The sequence below is a fragment of the Streptomyces sp. MMCC 100 genome (assembly GCF_041538145.2).
GTDB lineage: Bacteria > Actinomycetota > Actinomycetes > Streptomycetales > Streptomycetaceae > Streptomyces.
Window position 1 is genome coordinate 644,941 of sequence record NZ_JBGORK020000001.1, and the last position, 20,682, is coordinate 665,622.

Genomic DNA, 20,682 nt, shown 5'->3' on the forward strand with positions numbered 1-20,682 from the left:
CCCCTTTCCGGGCCCGTGCCTTTCGCGGGCAAGCCCTAGGCGGTGACAGGAACATGGCACTGGGTACGGCCACCGACCCGTACGAGCTGCGCTTCGACACCGGGCGGATCTGTCTGGACCTCATCGCCACCACCCACCCCGCCGAACGCCTCGACTCCGTGGACGCGCTGCGCGCCTGGATCACCGGCTCCGGACTCGTCCCGCCCGGCACCCCGCTGGCCCACGCCGACCCCTCCTGGCTGACCGGCTTCCGCGAACTGCGGGGCGAGACCGCGAGGTTGGTGCGCGCCCGGCCGACGCCCCGGACCCGCGCGTACGACCTCGCGCTCGCCCGCGTCAACGAACTCGCCCTCGCCGCACCCCCGGCACCCCGCGCGGTGCCCGGCGAGGACGGCGCGCTGGTACGGGAGCTGACCGGGCCGCCGCGGTGCGCGGCGCTGCTCGGTGCCCTCGCCCGGGACGCCGTGGAACTGCTCACCGACCCCGTCGCGCGGGCGAGCCTCAGGCAGTGCGCGGGCGACAACTGCCCCATCGTGTACGTGGACACCTCCCGCGGCCGCCGCCGGCGCTGGTGCTCCAGCGAGATCTGCGGCAACCGCGAGCGCGTCGCCCGGCACCGGCGCCGCGCCGCCCTGGCCCGGTAAGTACCCGTAGGTTCCCCCACGTCCCGTTCGTCATGCCCTCCCCGAGAAAACTCTCATCTCGTTTTGAACACGCCGCACTTCGCGTCCGTACCGAATGGGCGAGCGACCGACTGGGGGAACCCCCGGACATCGGAGGTGGGCGTGCGCAAGGATTCCGTCGTGGCCAATGAACGTGGTGCGAGGGCCCGACATCGCATGTCACAGTCGTCCTCGGAACCCGACGAGGAGCTGATGCGCGCGCTGTACCGCGAGCACGCCGGCCCCTTGCTGGCCTACGTGCTGCGGCTGGTCGCGGGGGACCGCCAGCGCGCCGAGGACGTCGTCCAGGAGACGCTCATCCGTGCCTGGAAGAATGCCGGTCAGCTCAACCGTGCGACCGGATCGGTACGCCCCTGGCTGGTGACGGTCGCCCGGCGCATCGTCATCGACGGCCACCGCAGCCGGCAGGCCCGGCCGCAGGAGGTCGATCCGTCGCCGCTGGAGGTCATCCCCGCGGAGGACGAGATCGACAAGGCGCTGTGGCTGATGACGCTGTCGGACGCGCTCGACGACCTGACCCCGGCCCACCGGGAGGTCCTCGTCGAGACGTACTTCAAGGGGCGTACCGTCAATGAGGCGGCGCAGACACTGGGCATACCCAGCGGCACCGTTCGCTCCCGGGTGTTCTACGCCCTGCGTTCGATGAAGCTGGCTCTGGAGGAGCGGGGGGTGACGGCGTGATGAGCGGATACGGGGGAGTCCGGGGATTCGGCCCGGGGGACACGGGTAATTCTGTCCCCATGCAGGGATCACCGGCGCCGAACGAGCACGAGACCGTCGGCGCCTACGCCCTCGGGATCCTCGACGACGCCGAGGCGACCGCCTTCGAGGCGCACCTCGCCACCTGCGAGTGGTGCGCCCAGCAGCTCGACGAGCTGGCCGGCATGGAGCCGATGATGGCGGCGCTCGCGGACCTGCCGGGCACCGGCACGCCCGCGATCGCCGAGTCGCTCACCGCGAAGCCCAGCCCACGGCTCTCGGAGAAGCTCGTCGACGAGGTCGCCGAACGCCGCGCGAGCAAGCGCCGCCGCAACTTCTACCTGGTGGGCACCGCGGCCGCGCTGATCATCGGCGGCCCGTTCGCCGCCGTGGCGACCACGGGCGGCGGGGGAGGAGGCGGTGACGACGGCGGCGGCCGCAGGGCCGAGGCGTCGCAGCAGGCCGCGAGCCCCGCGGAGTCCGCCTTCGCCGCCATGCCGGACCGGGTCACCGCCACCGACCCGTCCACGCAGGTCAGCGCGACCGTGGCGCTGGAGAAGAAGGCCTGGGGCACCGAAACGGTCCTGGAGCTCAAGAACCTCAAGGGCCCCCAGAAGTGCTCCCTGATCGCCGTCGGCAAGAACGGCGAGCGGGAGACGCTCACCTCCTGGACGGTCCCCGACTGGGGCTACGGCATACCGGACGCCACCACGGAGAAGGCCAAGAAGCCGCTCTACGTGCACGGCGGCGCCGCCTTCGAACCCAACCAGATCTCCCACTTCGAGGTCATGACCTTCGACGGGAAGCGGCTGGTGGAGGTCGACGCGTAGCGCCGGCGCCAGGCGCCGTAGCTTCCCGGGCCCCCTTCGCGTATTTTTGACGGCTGCCCAGCACGTCAGAAGGGGGCCCGGTGGCCGCACAGGCTCAACAGGATTCAGCGGTCGACTCGGCGCACGCGTCCGTACGAGGGGACTCCGCGCGGGAGGACTCCGTACGGGACCGAGAGATCGACGTGGAACAGGCGCACCTGGACCGGGTGTACCGACGCCTCGAGGAGAAGATCCACGAGGCGGAGTTCCTCATGCACGACGCCGCCCAGCGCGGCCACGTCGGCACGCCCGGCGCCCTCGCCGAGCGCGACGCGCAGGTCTTCCGGGCCGGCATCCACCTCAACCGCCTGAACAACGAGTTCGAGGACTTCCTGTTCGGCCGCATCGACCTGCTCCTCGGCAAGGACGGCAAGAAGGGCCCGGACGGCGCGTACACGGCCGTGGAGCCCGCCGAGGGCGCCCTCGGGCCCGACAACACCGCCGACATCGCCGAGACCCTGCACATCGGCCGGATCGGCGTCCTGGACGAGGACTACGCGCCGCTGGTCATCGACTGGCGGGCGCCCGCCGCCGCCCCCTTCTACCGGTCGACGCCGGTCGACCCGGGCCGGGTGGTGCGCCGCCGGGTGATCCGCTCCAAGGGGCGGCGCGTCCTCGGTGTCGAGGACGACCTCATGCGGCCCGAGATCACCGCCCGCCTGAACGGCGAGGAGCTGGCGGTCGTCGGCGACGGCGCCCTGATGGCCGCCCTCGGCCAGGCCCGTACGCACTCCATGCGGGACATCGTGGCCTCCATCCAGGCCGAGCAGGACCGGGTGATCCGCGCCCCCGCCGCCTCCGTGACCTACGTCGAGGGCGGCCCCGGCACCGGCAAGACCGCGGTCGCGCTGCACCGGGCGGCGTACCTGCTCTACCAGGACCGGCGCCGGTACGCGGGCGGCATCCTGATCGTCTCGCCGACACCGCTGCTCGTGGCGTACACCGAGGGCGTGCTGCCCTCCCTCGGCGAGGAGGGACAGGTCGCCATCCGCGCGATCGGCTCCCTGGTCGAGGGCGCCGAGGCCACGCTGTACGACTCCCCGGCCACCGCCCGCGCCAAGGGCTCCTCCCGCATGCTCCGGGTGCTGCGCAAGGCCGCGCGCGGGGCGCTGGAGCCGGCCGACTCGTTGACCCTGCTCAGGGTCGTCGCCTTCGGCCGCCGGCTCGAGCTGGAGGCCGAGGAGCTGGCCGGCATCCGCCGTACCGTCCTCGGCGGCACCGCGCCCGTCAACCTGCTGCGCCCCCGCGCCCGCCGGCTGCTCCTGGACGCCCTGTGGGAGAAGTCGGGCGCCGGGGCCCGGCACACCGACCCCGAGCTCGCCGCCGAGCTGCGTTCCTCCTTCGACGAGGACGTCAGCTCCGAGGACTCCTTCATCGCCTTCCTCGACGCCTGGTGGCCCGAGCTGACTCCGGGCGCCGTGCTGGCGGCCATGGCGGACGAGCGCCGCCTGGGCCGCTGGGCCCGGCGCGTGCTCAATCCGGGCGAGGTCCGCAAGGTGGCCCGTTCGCTGCGGCGCGAGGGTCACTCCGTGCACGACATCGCCCTGCTCGACGAGCTCCAGGCGATCGTCGGCACCCCGGCCCGCCCCCGCAAGCGGCGCGAGGCGGACCCGCTGGACCAGCTCACCGGCCTCGAGGAGCTGATGCCGCAGCGCGAGGAGACCCAGTGGGAGCGCGCCGAGCGCCTCGCCCAGGAGCGCACCGAGTACGCCCACGTCATCGTCGACGAGGCCCAGGACCTCACGCCCATGCAGTGGCGGATGGTCGGCCGCCGCGGCCGGCACGCCACGTGGACCGTCGTCGGCGATCCGGCCCAGTCCTCCTGGTCCGACCCCGACGAGGCGGCCGCCGCCCGTGACGAGGCCCTCGGCACCCGCCCGCGCCGCCGCTTCGAGCTGACCGTGAACTACCGCAACCCGGCCGAGATCGCCGAGCTGGCGGCGAAGGTCCTCGCCCTCGCCATGCCCGGCTCGCAGTCCCCGTCCGCCGTGCGCTCGACCGGCGTGCAGCCGCGCTTCGCGGTGGTGGAGGACTCCCTGGCCCGGACGGTCCGGGCGGAGGCGGCCCGGCTGCTCGACCTCGTCGACGGCACCGTCGGTGTCGTGGTCGCCATGAACCGGCGCGAGGAGGCCCGGCGCTGGCTGGCCGGGCTCGGCGACCGCGTGGTGGCGCTGGGCAGCCTGGAGGCCAAGGGCCTGGAGTACGACGCCACGGTCGTCGTCTCCCCGGCCGAGATCGCCGACGAGTCGCCCGCCGGACTGCGCGTGCTGTACGTCGCCCTGACCCGGGCCACGCAGCAGCTGACGGTCGTCTCCTGCGAGCGGGACGAGCCGGACGCCGCGGGGGTGCCGGACCTGCTGCGCGACTGAGCGCACGGAGATGCGAACGTGCGAGAGGTCCGCGCCGTTTGACGGCGCGGACCTCTCGTCCTCGTTCAAGTGGCACCGACCCGCCATGCTCGCCTCGCGGCAAGTGGTCGCTCGTAGCGACGATGGTTGGGCCCGGGGGCTTGGATCGAGCCGGTGCCACGTCCAAGGTAACAAACGATCCCCGCAAGACAATTCCCGTCCCCCGGGTTCCTTTCGCCGCCGCGTCGCGTCGTGCCCGCCGCTTCCGGTGCCCCCTTCCCCCGACGGGCTACTTCTCGTATGGTGGAAGTCGTTTTCCGAAAGCGGAGCGAACAAAAAGTTCGCAATCCGGGGCGGCTACCACGTACTCGGTGGTAGGTGCGACGATCGGACGGCACAACCCAGTTACACGGTGAAAGCAGAGGAAGTCGGCCATGGCAACGGCGCCCAGCGTCTCCTACTCGATGACGGTCCGACTGGAGGTGCCCGCGGGCGGAACCGCAGTCTCGCAGCTCACCACCGCGGTCGAGTCCGCCGGCGGCTCGGTCACCGGCCTCGACGTCACGGCCTCCGGCCACGACAAGCTCCGTATCGACGTCACCATCGCGGCCGGCTCGACCGCCCACGCCGACGAGATCGTGGAGAAGCTGCGCGGCATCGAGGGCGTCAGCCTGGGCAAGGTCTCCGACCGTACCTTCCTCATGCACCTCGGCGGCAAGATCGAGATGGCGTCCAAGCACCCCATCCGCAACCGCGACGACCTGTCCATGGTCTACACGCCCGGCGTGGCCCGCGTCTGCATGGCGATCGCCGAGAACCCCGAGGACGCCCGCCGCCTCACCATCAAGCGCAACTCCGTTGCGGTCGTGACGGACGGCTCCGCCGTGCTGGGCCTCGGCAACATCGGCCCGAAGGCCGCGCTGCCGGTGATGGAGGGCAAGGCGGCCCTGTTCAAGCGGTTCGCCGGCATCGACGCCTGGCCGATCTGCCTGGACACCCAGGACACCGACGCGATCGTGGAGATCGTCAAGGCCATCGCCCCGGGCTTCGCCGGCATCAACCTCGAGGACATCTCCGCCCCCCGCTGCTTCGAGATCGAGGCCCGGCTGCGCGAGGCCCTCGACATCCCCGTCTTCCACGACGACCAGCACGGCACCGCCATCGTCGTCCTCGCCGCGCTGACCAACGCCCTGCGCGTGGTGGACAAGCCGATCGAGAACGTACGGGTCGTCATGTCCGGTGCCGGCGCCGCCGGTACGGCCATCCTGAAGCTCCTGCTGGCCGCGGGCGTCAAGAACGCCGTCGTCGCCGACATCCACGGCGTCGTGCACGCCGGCCGCGCCGACCTGGTCGACGCCGCCCCTCAGTCGGCGCTGCGCTGGATCGCCGACAACACCAACCCCGAGAACCTCACCGGCACCCTCAAGGAGGCCGTGCACGGCGCCGACGTCTTCATCGGCGTCTCCGCCCCCAACGTCCTCGACGGCGAGGACGTGGCGGCCATGGCCGACGGCGCGATCGTGTTCGCGCTCGCGAACCCCGACCCGGAGGTCGACCCGGCGGTCGCCCGCGAGACGGCCGCGGTCGTCGCCACCGGACGTTCCGACTTCCCGAACCAGATCAACAACGTGCTGGTCTTCCCCGGTGTGTTCCGCGGTCTGCTGGACGCCCAGTCCCGCACCGTCAACACCGAGATGATGCTGGCCGCCGCGCACGCCCTCGCGGACGTGGTGACGGAGGACGAGATCAACCCGAACTACATCATTCCCAGCGTCTTCAACGACAAGGTCGCCGGTGCCGTCGCGGGCGCCGTGCGGGAGGCGGCGAAGGCCGCCGGAGTGGTGGCGTAGGTCCCCCCGGCCGGGGAAGGCGGCCTGTGGCGTGGTGGTGAGGATCACCACGGCGGGCCGCCCCTCCGGCGCGTCGCGGGATGTGGGGCCTCGGATCGCCCTCTAGGGTTGCGCAAGGCTCAGGCCCTCTCGGCGTGTGACTCCCCAGGGTGTTCTCACGACCTCCTGGGGGTGCCGGATTGGCTTTACCGCCGCAGGTGGAGGCAGGATGCCTCCCTGGGCGCGAGGGTCTGACGACCGACCCGGGTCCGGGGAATGTCAGAGGGCCCTGGCAGCATCGGCATCGCTGTGCCCAACATGCGGCTCCGCCGCGTGGCACGCCTCAACGGCAAGAAGAACACGGGAGTAACAACATGAACCGCAGTGAGCTGGTGGCCGCGCTGGCCGACCGCGCCGAGGTGACCCGCAAGGACGCCGACGCCGTGCTGGCCGCGTTCGCCGAGGTTGTCGGCGACATCGTCTCCAAGGGCGACGAGAAGGTCACCGTCCCCGGCTTCCTGACCTTCGAGCGCACCCACCGTGCCGCTCGCACCGCCCGCAACCCGCAGACCGGCGAGCCGATCCAGATTCCGGCCGGCTACAGCGTCAAGGTCTCGGCGGGCTCCAAGCTCAAGGAAGCCGCCAAGGGCAAGTAAGCGCTCCGCTTCGAGCGCCGGGGACTGCGCGGACCGTTCGTCCGGGCTGCGGTCGTTTCGCGGCCGCGGGCCGGGTGCGGCTGGTCGCGCAGTTCCCCGCGCCCCTTTCGGGGCGCATCCCGCAACGCCGATGGGGCGGTCACCCGATCTCGGGTGACCGCCCCATCGGCGTTGCGGGAGGTCTCTAGCCCAGGGCCTTGCCCGGCAGTTCCACCTTCGCGCCCAGCTCGACGAGCTTGTCCATGAAGTTCTCGTAGCCGCGGTTGATCAGGTCGATGCCGTGGACCCGGGAGGTGCCCTGGGCCGCGAGGGCGGCGATCAGGTACGAGAAGCCGCCGCGCAGGTCGGGGATGACCAGGTCGGCGCCCTCCAGCTTGGTCGGCCCGGAGACGACCGCCGAGTGCAGGAAGTTGCGCTGGCCGAAACGGCAGTGGGAACCGCCGAGGCACTCGCGGTAGAGCTGGATGTGGGCGCCCATCTGGTTGAGCGCCGAGGTGAAGCCGAGGCGGGACTCGTAGACCGTCTCGTGGACGATGGACAGCCCCGTGGCCTGCGTCAGGGCGACCACCAGGGGCTGCTGCCAGTCCGTCTGGAAGCCGGGGTGCACGTCCGTCTCCAGGGCGATGGACTTCAGCCGGCCGCCCGGGTGCCAGAAGCGGATGCCCTCGTCGTCGATCTCGAAGGCGCCGCCCACCTTCCGGAAGGTGTTCAGGAATGTCATCATCGAGCGCTGCTGGGCCCCGCGGACATACACGTTGCCCTCGGTGGCCAGCGCCGCGGAGGCCCAGGAGGCGGCCTCCAGACGGTCCGAGAGGGCACGGTGGGTGTAGCCGCCCAGCTCGTCCACGCCGGTGACGCGGATCGTGCGGTCGGTGTCCATGGCGATGATCGCGCCCATTTTCTGCAGGACGCAGATCAGGTCCTCGATCTCGGGCTCCACGGCCGCGTTGGACAGCTCCGTGACGCCCTCGGCGAGCACGGCGGTCAGCAGGACCTGCTCGGTCGCGCCGACGGACGGGTACGGCAGCCGGATCTTCGTGCCGCGCAGCCGCTGCGGAGCCTCCAGGTACTGGCCGTCCGCGCGCTTCTCGATCTTCGCGCCGAACTGCCGCAGCACGTCGAAGTGGAAGTCGATGGGCCGGCCGCCGATGTCGCAGCCCCCCAGACCGGGGATGAAGGCGTGGCCGAGGCGGTGCAGCAGCGGGCCGCAGAACAGGATCGGGATGCGCGACGAGCCCGCGTGGGCATCGATGTCGGCGACGTTCGCGCTCTCCACATGGGTCGGGTCCATCACCAGCTCGCCGGGCTCCTCGCCCGGACGGACGGTCACCCCGTGCAGCTGCAGCAGTCCGCGTACGACCCGCACGTCGCGGATGTCCGGCACGTTGCGCAGCCGGCTCGGCGCACTGCCCAGCAGGGCGGCCACCATGGCCTTCGGCACGAGGTTCTTCGCACCGCGGACCCGGATCTCGCCCTCCAGCGGGGTTCCGCCGTGGACAAGCAGTACGTCATCAGCGCCGTTGACGGTCATGAATCTCGCGTTCCGTGGGGTTGGGCAGGGGCCAGAAGGGAAAGGGTAATCGTCTTGTACCCCGCTTCAGGGCGCCTCCGCACGGTCCGGCAACGTCATGGATTTGTCACAACACGCCGTGTTCACCGGCGCGTACGGGGGGTCACGATCCAAGGGCGTGCGCGGGTGCGTGTTCACCCCCGTGCCCCCGATTGCCTCCCCACGGAAGGGGAACATGCGGGATCATGTCTGGCATGACCGAGGTGTCCTCGCTCACGGGGCGGCTGCTCGTGGCAACGCCCGCCCTGGCGGACCCGAACTTCGAGCGTGCGGTGGTGCTCCTTCTCGACCACGACGAGGAGGGCTCCCTCGGTGTCGTCCTCAACCGTCCCACGCCGGTCGACGTGGGCGACATCCTGGAGGACTGGGCGGACCTGGCCGGCGAGCCGGGCGTCGTCTTCCAGGGTGGCCCGGTCTCGCTGGACTCGGCCCTGGGCGTCGCCGTCGTCCCGGGCGGGGCGTCCGGCGAGCGGGCGCCGCTGGGCTGGCGCCGGGTGCACGGGGCGATCGGCCTGGTGGACCTGGAGGCACCGCCGGAGCTGCTGGCGTCCGCCGTGGGCGCCCTGCGGATCTTCGCCGGGTACGCGGGCTGGGGACCGGGCCAGCTGGAGGACGAGCTGTCCGAGGGCGCCTGGTACGTGGTCGAGTCCGAGCCCGGCGACGTCTCCTCGCCGTTCCCCGAGAGACTCTGGCGCGAGGTGCTGCGCCGCCAGCGGGGCGACCTGGCGATGGTGGCGACGTACCCGGACGACCCGTCGCTCAACTGAAGCGTGTGAGCTTCAGTACCCTTGGCCGTTATGAGCACTCTCGAGCCCGAGCGCGGGACAGGTACGGGAACCCTCGTCGAGCCGACGCCGCAGACGTCCCACGGCGACGGCGACCACGAGCGCTTCGCGCATTACGTCCAGAAGGACAAGATCATGGCGAGCGCCCTCGACGGCACCCCCGTCGTGGCGCTGTGCGGCAAGGTCTGGGTACCGGGCCGCGATCCGAAGAAGTATCCCGTCTGCCCCATGTGCAAGGAGATCTACGAGTCCATGAGCGGCGGCGGGGACGACGGCAAGGGCGGCGACAAGAAGTAGCGCTTCTGCCCGTACAGACCTCTTAGATCTTCCCGAAGGCCCCCGGAGCGTGCCCGCGCGCACTCCGGGGGCCTTCGCGCGTCACGAGCCGGCCGGCGAAGTGGTTCACGAACTGGTTCAGACCTCTTGTGGACATGTTCATGTACTCCCTACCCTCCTGGGTGTTGTGCAGAGCGAAACCGTCATTGCATATGTTGCAACGCACGCCCGGAGGAAAGACTCCATGAAGCTCGCCCCCCGCCTGGCCGTCCTGCTGGCCGCGGCCGTCGTCGCCGCGACCGCCTGCGCACCCCAGACGTCCGACAACTCCTCCTCCGGCCAGGACGAGAAGAGCGGAACGCTGCGCGTCTGGCTCTTCCAGGAGGTCAACAACAAGCCGAAGGAGAAGGTCGTCGACGCGGTTCTCGCCGGCTTCGAGAAGGCGCACGGGGACACGAAGGTCACTGTCGAGTACATCCCGGTCGAGACCCGTGCCCAGCGCATCAAGGCCGCCTTCAACGACCCGGAGAGCGCCCCCGACGTCATCGAGTTCGGCAACACCGACACCGCCGGGTACGTCAAGGACGGCGGACTCGCCGACGTGACCGCGGACTTCGCGGCCTGGGACGAGGCCAAGGACGCCGACCCCACCGCCCGCCAGTCCGTCACCGTGGACGGAAAGGTCTACGGCGCCCCCTACTTCGTCGGCGTCCGCGCCCTCTACTACCGCACCGACGTCTTCGGCGAACTCGGCCTCGAGGCCCCCGAGTCGCTGGACGAGCTGGCCTCCACCGCCGAGCAGGTGCACGCCGCGAAGCCCGACCTCTACGGCATCGCGGTCGGCGGCGCCTACACCTACGGCGCGATGCCCTTCATCTGGGCGAACGGCGGCGAACTCGCCACCGGCAAGGGCGGCTCGTACGCCTCCGCCATCGACAGCGCGGCCGCCCGGAAGGGCATCAAGGCGTACACCTCCCTGTTCGGGGACGACAACTGCCCCGCCGCCAAGTGCGCCGGCATGGGCGGCAACGACACCGTCACCGCCTTCGCGTCCGGCAAGGCGGCCATGGCCATCGGCGGCGACTTCAGCCACCAGGCCGTGGAGGCGGGCAAGGTGAAGGGCAAGTACGCGGTCGTGCCGCTGCCCGGCGTCAAGTCCGGCTCCGTCGCCCCCGCCTTCGCGGGCGGCAACAACATCGGCGTCCTGAAGAGCACCTCGCACCGCACCCTCGCCGTCGACCTGATGAAGCGGCTCGCGTTGAAGAAGGCGCAGGGCGAACTGTTCGACGCCATGGGCTTCCTGCCGACCTTCGCGGACGTACGGCAGCAGGTGGCGGCGAAGGAGCCGTTCGTGAAGCCGTTCGTCGACACGCTCGCCGCGGGCACGAAGTTCGTCCCGGCGTCCCCCGCCTGGGCGACGATCGACTCCTCGCAGGTGCTGCCGACGATGTTCCAGGAGGTGATCAGCGGCAAGAAGGACGTGGGCGCTGCCGCTGGGGATGCGGCTCGGAAGATGGACGACGCGTTCGGCTCCGCCGGATGACGGTGTCGCCCACTAGCTCGGTGAGTGATGTCCGTGGGCGGGTGCGGCGCCGTCGTGGTTTCTCGCGCAGTTCCCCGCGCCCCTTCGGGCGCTCCTCCGCCACCCCTTGGACATATCTCGCCCCCTCTCTTGTCGTCCTTGGCGGGTTGCTTGTCTACCCCGTCTATCAGCTCGGGCTGATCTCGTTTCTGGAGTACACGCAGGCCCAGGTCAGCGGTGGGGAGCCGACGACCTTCCAGGGGTTCGGGAACTACGCCGAGCTGTTCGGGGACGGGGAGTTCTGGCGGGTGCTGCTCGCCACCGTCGTGTTCGCCGCCGCCTGTGTCGTGTCGACGTTGGCGGTCGGGTGTGCGCTCGCCGTGTTGCTCACCCGGGTGCGGGCCGTGCCGCGGCTGGCGTTGATGCTGGCGGGGCTGGGGGCCTGGGCGACCCCGGCGGTCACCGGGTCGACGGTGTGGCTGCTGCTGTTCGACCCGGACTTCGGGCCCGTCAACCGGATGCTGGGCCTCGGCGACCACTCGTGGACGTACGGGCGCTACAGCGCCTTCCTGCTCGTGCTGCTCGAAGTGGTCTGGTGCTCCTTCCCGTTCGTCATGGTGACCGTCTACGCCGGGATCCGGGCCGTGCCGGCCGAGGTGCTGGAGGCCGCGGCGCTCGACGGGGCCTCGCAGTGGCGGATCTGGCGCTCGGTGCTCGCGCCGATGCTCCGGCCGATCCTGGTGGTCGTGACCATCCAGTCGGTCATCTGGGACTTCAAGGTCTTCACCCAGATCTACGTCATGACGGGCGGCGGCGGCATCGCCGGCCAGAACCTCGTGCTCAACGTCTACGCCTATCAGAAGGCCTTCGCGTCCTCGCAGTACAGCCTCGGCTCCGCGATCGGCGTCGTCATGCTGCTGATCCTGCTCGCCGTGACGCTGGTCTACCTGCGGCTGCTGCGCCGCCAGGGGGAGGAGCTGTGAATCTTTCGCGCGCGCGTGTGCGCCGTCCGTGGCGGCTCGCGGCCGAGGCGTCCGCGCTGCTGATCGCCGTGGTGGTCGCCTTCCCGCTCTACTGGATGGTCCTGAGCGCCTTCAAACCGGCCGGGGAGATCGAGTCGAGCGAGCCCCGGCCCTGGACACTGACCCCCTCGCTGGATTCCTTCCGGCGCGTCTTCGAACAGCAGGAATTCGGTCGCTACTTTCTCAACAGCCTGATCGTGGCGGGTTCCGTCGTGATCGCCTCGGCGCTGATCGCGTTCCTCGCGGCGACCGCGGTGACGCGTTTCCGGTTCCGTTTCCGGACCACCCTGCTGATCATGTTCCTGGTGGCCCAGATGGTGCCCGTGGAGGCGCTCACGATCCCGCTGTTCTTCCTCATGCGGGACTTCGGTCAGCTGAACACGCTGGGTTCGCTGATCCTGCCCCACATCGCCTTCTCGCTGCCCTTCGCGATCTGGATGCTGCGCGGCTTTGTGAAAGCGGTGCCGGAGGCCCTGGAGGAGGCCGCCTACATCGACGGGGCGAGCCGGTCGCGCTTTCTGTGGCAGATCCTTTTCCCGCTGGTCCTCCCGGGGCTCGTGGCCACCAGCGTCTTCTCCTTCATCTCGACCTGGAACGACTTCCTGTTCGCCAAGTCGTTCATCATCAGCGACACCTCCCAGTCGACGCTGCCGATGGCGCTGCTGGTCTTCTACAAGCCGGACGATCCCGACTGGGGCGGCGTCATGGCCGCCTCCACGGTGATGACGATTCCGGTGCTGGTCTTCTTCGTACTCGTACAACGACGACTCGTCTCCGGCCTCGGCGGAGCGGTAAAGGACTGACGTGACCGACGTTCTTCCCCAGCCACAGCAAGTCTCGTCCCAGGAGGGCGCGTTCTTCGATCTCGGTCCGCGCACGACGATCAGGGCGGACGACGGCACCGAGCACACCGAGCGCTGGCTGCGCGCCACGCTGGGCGCGGCCACCGGCCTCCCGCTGGCGCCCGGGGCGGGTGACGGCGGCGTCGTCCGGCTCTCCCTCGACGACGAACTGGACGACGAGGGCTACCGCCTCGTCGTCGCCCCGGAAGGCGTGCACCTCACCGGCGGCGCTCCGGCCGGCCTCTTCTGGGGCGCCCAGACGCTGCGCCAGCTGCTCGGCCCGGACGCCTTCCGGCGGGCCCCGCTGCCCGACCGCCGGTGGCGGCTGCCGCTGGTCCGCGTCGAGGACGCGCCCCGCTTCCGCTGGCGCGGCCTGATGCTGGACGTCGCCCGGCACTTCATGCCCAAGGACGGCGTCCTGCGCTACCTGGACCTGATGGCGGCGCACAAACTCAACGTCCTGCACTTCCACCTGACGGACGACCAGGGCTGGCGCATCGAGATCAAACGCCACCCGAAGCTCACCGAGACCGGCTCCTGGCGGTCGCGCACGAAATACGGCCACCGCGCCTCGCCGCTGTGGGAGGACAAGCCGCACGGCGGTTACTACACCCAGGACGACATCCGGGAGATCGTCGCCTACGCCGCGGAACGGCACATCACCGTCGTCCCCGAAATCGACGTACCCGGACACTCGCAGGCCGCCATCGCCGCGTATCCCGAACTCGGCAACACGGACGTGATCGACACCACCGCGCTCTCCGTCTGGGACACCTGGGGTGTCTCCCCGAACGTACTCGCCCCCACGGAGACCATGCTGCGTTTCTACGAGGGCGTGTTCGAGGAACTCCTGGAGCTTTTCCCCTCGGAGTTCGTCCACATCGGCGGCGACGAATGCCCGAAGGAGCAGTGGCGGCGTTCGGCCACCGCGCAGGCGCGCATCGAGGAACTCGCCCTGGCCGGCGAGGACGAACTCCAGGCCTGGATCATCCAGCACTTCGACACCTGGCTCACCGAACGCGGGCGCCGGCTCATCGGCTGGGACGAAATCCTGGAGGGCGGCCTGGCCAAGGGCGCGGCCGTGGCCTCCTGGCGCGGTTACGCGGGCGGGGTCGCCGCCGCGCGCGCGGGACACGACGTCGTGATGTGCCCCGAGCAGCAGGTGTACCTGGACCACCGGCAGGCCCCGGGCGAGGACGAACCCGTGCCGATCGGCTTCGTGCGCACCCTGGAGGACGTCTACCGGTTCGAGCCGGTTCCGGCGGAACTGACGCCGGACGAGTCCGGACATGTGATCGGCACCCAGGCGAACGTGTGGACCGAGGTGATGGAGAACCAGGGGCGGGTGGACTACCAGGTGTTCCCGAGGCTGGCCGCCTTCGCCGAGGTCGCCTGGAGCGCCCTGCCGGCCCCGGCCGACCGGGACTACGCCGCCTTCGAGCGGCGGATGGCCACCCACTACCGGCGCCTCGACGCGCTGGGCGTCGCCTACCGGCCGCCCGGCGGCCCGCTGCCCTGGCAGCGGCGGCCCGGTGTGCTCGGCCGGCCGATCGACGGACCGCCGCCGAACAAGTAGGGAAACGAACAAGTAGGGAAACACAGAACGCAAAACGCCCCTAAACGTCACCGAAGAGTGGCAACTCGCGCGCATGGCGCCTAGCTCCGATCGTCGGAGATCCCGTGTGAAAACGGACCATCTCGCCGACGAGGTGGGCGAATGCCTCCTAGCGGACCCCTGCGTTCGGGCCCTGCAAAGATGTGCCAGAGTTGCCACGTCCGCCCTGTCAGGTCGTACCGTACGGCCACATGGGCGGGACCAGGTGGGACAGCGGGAAGGGGCAGTCGGTTTGACCACGCACGCACCGCAGGCGGCGCAGGCCGTCACGCTGCCCACGACACTGGACGAGGCCGTGGCGGCGCTCGCCGCGATGCCCGCGGCCGTTCCGGTCGCGGGCGGCACCGACCTGATGGCGGCCGTCAACTCCGGCCAGCTCAGGCCCGCCGCGCTGGTGGGCCTCGGCCGGATCAGCGAGATCCGCGGCTGGCAGTACCAGGACGGGCACGCGCTGCTCGGCGCGGGCCTCACCCACGCCCGCATGGGCCGCCCCGACTTCGCCGCGCTCATCCCGGCGCTCGCCGCCGCCGCGCGCGCCGCCGGGCCGCCGCAGATCCGCAACGCGGGCACCCTGGGCGGCAACATCGCCTCGGCCGCCCCCACCGGGGACGCGCTGCCGGTGCTGGCCGCCCTGGAGGCGACGCTGATCATCGCGGGCCCGGACGGGGCCCGGCGGGAGGTGCCGGTCTCGCACCTGCTGGCGGGCATGGAGATGCTCCGCGCGGGCGAGCTGATCGGCTACGTGCGCGTGCCGCTGCTGCACGCGCCGCAGGTCTTCCTGAAGGCGACCGGCCGCACCGGTCCCGGCCGCGCGACGGCCTCCGTTGCGCTGGTCCTCGACCCCGCCCGGCGCGGCGTGCGGTGCGCGGTGGGCGCCATCGCGCCGATGCCGCTGCGGCCCCTGGAGGCCGAGCAGTGGGTGGCCTCGCTGATCGACTGGGACAACGGCCGCGCCGTCGTCCCGGAGGCGCTGCACGGCTTCGGCGAGTACGTCGCCGCGGCCTGCATCCCCGACGAGGCCCCAGCCGAGGACGGCTCCGTGCCGCCACTGCCACCCGCCGTACTGCACCTGCGGCGCACCGTCGCCGCGCTGGCCCGACGAGCACTGGGGAGGGCGCTGTCGTGACCGACGACCAGCATGGCGACGAGTACGGCGACGAGTACGGCGATCAGCACGACGGCCGGCACGAGGGCCGGTACGTCGGGAGCCCGCCGCCGAGCGGGGGACGCTGGGACCCGCTGCCCCAGGGCGACTACGACGACGGCGCCACCGCCTTCGTGAAACTCCCGGAGGGCGGCGTGGACGCGCTCCTCGCCTCCTCCGACAGTCCGCTCGCCGCGCCCGGGCACGGCTACGTGCCGCCCCAGATCACGGTCACGTCCGCCACCACGGCAGGCACCGACCCGGCCGCCACCGGTTCCTGGGCGATGCCGTCGGCACCGTCCGCCCCCGTGGACGGCACCCAGTGGCAGGCCCCGGAGGCGGGGCAGGAGTCCGCCGCCCACCAGGGGTACGACGAATACGCCGCCCACCAGGACCCGTACGGCGGGGCAGCGCCCTACGGGGCGAACGCCGGGCAGGACGACCGGTTCGCCTACCAGCCCGGGGCCACCGGACAGTGGGACTTCCCGCACGCCCCGCATGCCTCGCACGACTCGCACGCCTCGCAGGGCGAGACGGATGCCGCGGCGGCTCCGCCCGCGCCCGGCCAGGACGTGACCGGGCAGTGGTCCATTCCCGTCGCCGGCGGTGACCTGCCGGACGAGTCGGGCGAGTTCACCACATCGTCCCTGGCCGAGCAGTGGGGCACCGGTGCCCCGGCCACCCTCCCCGGCGGCGCCCCCGCGCCCTGGGCGACGCAGCCGGCCGGACAGCCGTGGGGCGAGGGCCCGGGGGAGAGGGGGCCGGACGTCGACGAACGGTCCCACGAGGACCGGCGCGCACCGGCGCCCCGGCCCGCCGGTCAGCCATGGGGCGACGCCGCGACGCAGTCCGTACCGGGCAGCGAGGAGCGTCCCGCCGGGGGCCCACACGCGTCCGGTTCCGCCGAGGGCAGGCACGGGCCCGGCTCCGCCGGGGGTCCGCACGCGCCTGGCTCCGGCAGGGGTCCGCACGCGTCCGGCTCCGGCAGGGGTCCGCACGCACCTGGCTCCGGGAGGGGTCCGCACGCACCTGGCTCCGGGAGGGGGCCGCACGCGCCCGGTCCCGCCGACGGCGTGCACGGGCCCGGCTCCGCCGAGGGCGGGCATGAGCCCGGCTCCGGCAGGGGCCCGCACACGCCCGGCTCCGGCAGGGGGCCGCACACGCCCGGTCCCGACGGGGGTCCGTACGCGTCCGATTCCGCCGAAGGCCTGTACGCGCCCGGCCCCGTCGAGGGCCTGCGCGGGTCCGATTCCGCCGACGGCCTGCACACGCCCGGTCCCGCCGACGGGGTGCACGCCTCTGGTCCCGCCGACGGCGTGCACGCCCCTGGTGCCGCCGCCGTTCCGCACCTGTCCGACTCCGCCGCCGGTACGGCCGGTACGGCCTCCGGGCCTGTCCGCCCGGCCGAGACGGTCACCGACGAGCCCGTTGGGGCCGAGGAAGCCCCTGAGGGCCCGGCAGAGCGCCCGGCGGGCCCTGCCGCGGAGGCGATGGGCGGATCCCGCCCGGAGGCCGCCGAAGGACACGCGACGGGTCCGGCGCCGACCGCCGGTCCGGAGCGGGCGCCCGAGCCCGCGCGGGAGCACGGGCGGGAAGCCGGAGGAGGACCGCAGCCCGGAGCCCCGGCCGGCCCCCGGGGAGCCGCGGCCGACGTGTCCGACCCAGCCGACGCCCGTACCGACCCCGCGGACGCCGAGGCGGACGCGGCCGACACCCGTACCGACCCGGACGAGACCCGGCCCGACCCGGCCGACCCCGAGGCCTCCCCCGCCGCCGAGGAGCCGCCCGCCCCCGTCGGCCCGCAGGAGGAGCACCCCCTCGCCTCCTACGTGCTGCGCGTCAACGGCGCCGACCGGCCCGTCACCGACGCCTGGATCGGCGAGTCACTGCTGTACGTGCTGCGCGAGCGGCTCGGCCTCGCGGGCGCCAAGGACGGCTGCTCGCAGGGCGAGTGCGGCGCCTGCAACGTGCAGGTCGACGGACGGCTCGTCGCCTCCTGCCTGGTCCCGTCCGTGACCGCCGCCGGCAGCGAGGTGCGTACCGTCGAGGGCCTGGCCGCCGACGGACGGCCGTCGGACGTGCAGCGGGCGCTCGCCCGGCGCGGCGCGGTGCAGTGCGGCTTCTGCGTGCCCGGCATGGCGATGACCGTGCACAACCTCCTGGAGGGCAACCCGGCCCCGACCGAGCTGGAGGCCCGCCAGGCCCTGTGCGGCAACCTGTGCCGCTGCTCCGGCTACCGGGGCGTCCTGGAGGCGGTCAGGGAGGTCGTCGCCGAACGCGAGGCGCACGCCGACGACGCGCAGGCAGGAACGGACTCCGACGAGCCCCGCATCCCGCACCAGGCGGGGCCGGGCGCGGGCGGCGTCAACCCGTCGGCGTTCGAGCCCCAGCCACCGCCGGACACCGCAGGACCGCACGGCCGGCCGCCCTACGGCGACCACGGCAACCACGGCCAGGACGGAGGCCACGCGTGAGCAACGACGCCGCGACTGCGGAGGCCGAGGGAACCGCCGAGGCGGCCACCCCCGTCCCCGAGCCGATCCCGCACGGCCTCGGCGCGTCCCTGCCGCCCGCCGACGCCCGTGCCAAGACCGAGGGCACCTTCCCGTACGCCGCCGACCTGTGGGCCGAGGGCCTGCTGTGGGCGGCCGTACTGCGCTCACCGCACCCGCACGCGCGCATCGTGTCCATCGACACCACCCACGCGCGCGAGATGCCCGGCGTCCGGGCGGTCGTCACGCACGAGGACGTGCCCGGCACCCCGCTGCACGGCCGCGGTGGCCACGCCGACCGCCCGGTCTTCGCCTCCGAGGTCGTACGCCACCACGGCGAGCCCCTCGCCGCCGTCGCCGCCGACCACCCGGACACCGCGCGGATGGCCGCCGCCGCCGTCATCGTCGAGTACGAGGTGCTCGCCCCGGTGACCGACCCCGAGCAGGCCTTCGAGGCCGAGCCGCTGCACCCCGACGGCAACCTGATCCGGCACATCCCGCTGCGCCACGGCGACCCGGAGGCGGCCGGCGAGATCGTCGTCGAGGGCCTGTACCGCATCGGCCGCCAGGACCCGGCCCCCATAGGAGCCGAGGCGGGTCTGGCCGTACCGCGCCCCGACGGCGGCGTGGAGCTGTACCTGGCCTCCACCGACCCGCACGGCGACCGCGACATCGCCGCCGCCTGCTACGGCCTGTCACCCGAGCAGGTGAAGATCGTCGTCACCGGGGTGCCGGGCGCCACCGCCGACCGCGAGGACCAGGGCTTCCAGCTGCCGCTCGGTCTGCTGGCGCTGAAGACCGGCTGCCCGGTGAAACTGACCGCCACGCGCGAGGAGTCCTTCCTCGGGCACACCCACCGCCACCCCACCCTCCTGCGCTACCGCCACCACGCGGACGCCGAGGGCCGGGTCGTCAAGGTCGAGGCGCAGATCCTGCTCGACGCGGGCGCCTACGCGGACACCTCCTCCGACGCCCTGGCCGCCGCGGTGGCCTTCGCCTGCGGCCCCTACGTCGTCCCCAACGCCTTCATCGAGGGCTGGGCGGTGCGCACCAACAACCCCCCCTCCGGCCACGTGCGCGGCGAGGGCGCCATGCAGGTGTGCGCCGCGTACGAGGCGCAGATGGACAAGGTCGCCAAGAAGCTGGGCCTGGACCCGGCCGAGGTGCGGCTGCGCAACGTCCTGGCCACCGGTGACGTGCTTCCCACCGGCCAGACGGTCACGTGCCCCGCCCCCGTCGCCGAACTCCTCCAGGCGGTCCGCGACTTCCCCCTCCCCGCCCTGCCCAAGGACACGCCCGAGGACGAGTGGCTGCTGCCCGGCGGCCCCGAGGGCGCGGGCGAACCGGGCGCGGTGCGCCGGGGCGTGGGCTACGGCATCGGCATGGTGCACATGCTCGGCGCCGAGGGCGCCGACGAGGTCTCCACGGCCACCGTGAAGGTCCAGGGCGGCGTGGCGACGGTGCTGTGCGCGGCCGTCGAGACCGGCCAGGGCTTCACCACGCTGGCCCGGCAGATCGTGCAGGAGACGCTCGGCGTCGACGAGGTCCACGTGGCGCCCGTCGACACCGACCAGCCCCCGGCCGGCCCGGGCTGCCGCGGCCGCCACACCTGGGTGTCGGGCGGCGCGGTGGAACGCGCGGCCAAGATGGTCCGTACCCAGCTCCTCCAGCCGCTGGCCCACCAGTTCGGCATGTCCACGGAGCTGCTCCAGATCGCCGACGGCAAGATCACCTCGTACGACGGTGTGCTGTCGACCACGGTCGCCGAGGCCCTGGACGGCAAGGAACTGTGGGCCACCGCCCAGTGCCGCCCGCACCCGACCGAGCCGCTCGACGAGGCCGGGCAGGGCGACGCGTTCGTCGGCATGGCCTTCTGCGCGATCCGGGCGGTGGTCGACGTCGACATCGAGATCGGTTCCGTCCGGGTCGTGGAACTGGCCGTCGCCCAGGACGTGGGCCGCGTCCTGAACCCGGCCCAGCTGACCGCCCGCATCGAGGCGGGCGTCACCCAGGGAGTCGGCATCGCGCTCACGGAGAACCTCCGCACACCCCGCGGCCTGATCCGCCACCCCGACCTGACCGGCTACGCCCTGCCGACCGCGCTGGACGCCCCGGACATCCGGATCGTGCGGCTCGTCGAGGAGCGTGACGTGGTCGCGCCCTTCGGCGCCAAGGCCGTCAGCGCGGTACCGGTGGTGGCCTCCCCGGCGGCCGTCGCCTCGGCCGTGCGCGCGGCCACGGGACGCCCGGTGAACCGCCTCCCGATCCGCCCGCAGGCAGCGGTGGCCACCGGCCACTGAACCGCTCGCGCGCGAGGCAACGCGGGCCGG

Annotated in this window: 16 protein-coding genes; 15 read left to right on the plus strand and 1 reads right to left on the minus strand. The window is 72.4% G+C overall.

Going from position 1 to position 20,682, the window contains the following annotated elements:
* Positions 1-53: 53 nt before the first annotated feature.
* From ABS735_RS03025 to ABS735_RS03050, 6 genes are all read left to right on the plus strand, one after another.
* Positions 54-644 (plus strand): CGNR zinc finger domain-containing protein, encoded by a 591-nt coding sequence (locus ABS735_RS03025; protein ID WP_373899833.1) that lies wholly within the window; start codon positions 54-56, stop codon positions 642-644.
* 195 nt (positions 645-839) lie between these two features.
* On the plus strand, positions 840-1,364 hold the full coding sequence (locus ABS735_RS03030) for a sigma-70 family RNA polymerase sigma factor (RefSeq protein WP_007450155.1): 525 nt from the start codon (positions 840-842) through the stop codon (positions 1,362-1,364).
* A gap of 59 nt (positions 1,365-1,423) precedes the next feature.
* The gene (gene rsuA, locus ABS735_RS03035; RefSeq protein ID WP_373899834.1) at positions 1,424-2,212 is read left to right on the plus strand and encodes an anti-sigma U factor RsuA; all 789 of its coding nucleotides are present in this window, start codon (positions 1,424-1,426) and stop codon (positions 2,210-2,212) included.
* Between the two features lie 80 nt (positions 2,213-2,292).
* A complete protein-coding gene (locus tag ABS735_RS03040; RefSeq protein ID WP_373899835.1) occupies positions 2,293-4,620 on the plus strand; it encodes a HelD family protein in 2,328 nt (775 codons plus the stop codon).
* Positions 4,621-5,033: 413 nt separating this feature from the next.
* Positions 5,034-6,449, plus strand: coding sequence for an NAD-dependent malic enzyme (locus ABS735_RS03045; RefSeq protein ID WP_373899836.1), 1,416 nt, complete (start codon positions 5,034-5,036; stop codon positions 6,447-6,449).
* A 353-nt stretch (positions 6,450-6,802) separates the two neighbouring features.
* Complete coding sequence (locus tag ABS735_RS03050) at positions 6,803-7,084, plus strand: HU family DNA-binding protein (RefSeq protein ID WP_004987462.1); 282 nt, start codon at positions 6,803-6,805, stop codon at positions 7,082-7,084.
* Between the two features lie 184 nt (positions 7,085-7,268).
* Here the strand turns inward: ABS735_RS03050 and murA are convergent, their stop codons facing one another.
* Complete coding sequence (gene murA / locus ABS735_RS03055; RefSeq protein WP_373899837.1) at positions 7,269-8,615, minus strand: UDP-N-acetylglucosamine 1-carboxyvinyltransferase; 1,347 nt, start codon at positions 8,613-8,615, stop codon at positions 7,269-7,271.
* A 233-nt stretch (positions 8,616-8,848) separates the two neighbouring features.
* On the opposite strand from murA, the gene ABS735_RS03060 reads away from it, so the two are divergent.
* The 9 genes from ABS735_RS03060 to ABS735_RS03100 all read left to right on the plus strand — a co-directional run bounded on the left by ABS735_RS03060 (position 8,849) and on the right by ABS735_RS03100 (position 20,652).
* The gene (locus tag ABS735_RS03060; RefSeq protein ID WP_282882085.1) at positions 8,849-9,421 is read left to right on the plus strand and encodes a YqgE/AlgH family protein; all 573 of its coding nucleotides are present in this window, start codon (positions 8,849-8,851) and stop codon (positions 9,419-9,421) included.
* A gap of 30 nt (positions 9,422-9,451) precedes the next feature.
* Positions 9,452-9,736, plus strand: coding sequence for a DUF3039 domain-containing protein (locus tag ABS735_RS03065; protein ID WP_373899838.1), 285 nt, complete (start codon positions 9,452-9,454; stop codon positions 9,734-9,736).
* Between the two features lie 223 nt (positions 9,737-9,959).
* A complete protein-coding gene (locus tag ABS735_RS03070) occupies positions 9,960-11,258 on the plus strand; it encodes an extracellular solute-binding protein (RefSeq protein ID WP_373899839.1) in 1,299 nt (432 codons plus the stop codon).
* Entirely contained in the window at positions 11,255-12,220 is a 966-nt protein-coding gene (locus ABS735_RS03075; protein WP_373899840.1) for a carbohydrate ABC transporter permease, read from the plus strand. The genes ABS735_RS03070 and ABS735_RS03075 overlap by 4 nt, the downstream gene beginning before the upstream one ends.
* A complete protein-coding gene (locus ABS735_RS03080) occupies positions 12,217-13,062 on the plus strand; it encodes a carbohydrate ABC transporter permease (RefSeq protein ID WP_373899841.1) in 846 nt (281 codons plus the stop codon). The genes ABS735_RS03075 and ABS735_RS03080 overlap by 4 nt, the downstream gene beginning before the upstream one ends.
* Position 13,063: 1 nt before the next feature.
* The gene (locus tag ABS735_RS03085; protein WP_373899842.1) at positions 13,064-14,677 is read left to right on the plus strand and encodes a beta-N-acetylhexosaminidase; all 1,614 of its coding nucleotides are present in this window, start codon (positions 13,064-13,066) and stop codon (positions 14,675-14,677) included.
* Positions 14,678-14,948: 271 nt separating this feature from the next.
* Complete coding sequence (locus ABS735_RS03090; RefSeq protein WP_373899843.1) at positions 14,949-15,842, plus strand: FAD binding domain-containing protein; 894 nt, start codon at positions 14,949-14,951, stop codon at positions 15,840-15,842.
* Complete coding sequence (locus ABS735_RS03095; RefSeq protein ID WP_373899844.1) at positions 15,839-18,334, plus strand: 2Fe-2S iron-sulfur cluster-binding protein; 2,496 nt, start codon at positions 15,839-15,841, stop codon at positions 18,332-18,334. Before ABS735_RS03090 ends, ABS735_RS03095 begins: the two co-directional genes overlap by 4 nt.
* A complete protein-coding gene (locus tag ABS735_RS03100) occupies positions 18,331-20,652 on the plus strand; it encodes a xanthine dehydrogenase family protein molybdopterin-binding subunit (RefSeq protein WP_373899845.1) in 2,322 nt (773 codons plus the stop codon). Before ABS735_RS03095 ends, ABS735_RS03100 begins: the two co-directional genes overlap by 4 nt.
* Positions 20,653-20,682: the final 30 nt, after the last annotated feature.